This is a genomic window from Mesorhizobium sp. M1A.F.Ca.ET.072.01.1.1, assembly GCF_004023325.1.
GTDB lineage: Bacteria > Pseudomonadota > Alphaproteobacteria > Rhizobiales > Rhizobiaceae > Mesorhizobium.
Genome location: NZ_RZSF01000784.1, coordinates 1 through 402, shown reverse-complemented (window position 1 = coordinate 402; position 402 = coordinate 1). Strand labels below are relative to the sequence as shown.

Genomic DNA, 402 nt, shown 5'->3' with positions numbered 1-402 from the left:
CGTTGCAGGTAGGAAAGGTGTGCGGTGAGCGGGACGGCACGCCCGGAGTGACGAACGACGCGGGTCTTGATGACCGTGACGCGCGAGCGACCGGCCAGCAGGCGGTTGGCCTGGATGTTGGCGATCCGGCCCCGGCCGAAGCGCGATCGGTTGCCCAGGCTGATTTGACCGGTGCGGGAGATGCTTCCACCAGCTTTCTTCGCCGCCGCCAAGGCCTGGGCGATGAACGGCCGCACGGCCTGATCGCGGTTGGAGCGTATTCGCCCCGGTCGGATGCGAAGCTCGCGCTCATCGGCCATGGCGTTGTCCTGCAACGTGGAAAAGAGGATGCCGATACAAAGCCTTGGGGATTCGACGCACATTGCGCCGAATGACCGCAATGTGCGCAGGGCACCTGAAAAT

Annotated in this window: 1 pseudogene; it reads right to left on the bottom strand. The window is 64.7% G+C overall.

Annotation, left to right across the window (positions count from 1 at the left end):
- Positions 1–299, bottom strand: a pseudogene (locus tag EOA32_RS38015) (type VI secretion protein); the annotation flags it as partial.
- Between the last annotated feature and the right edge of the window lie 103 nt (positions 300–402).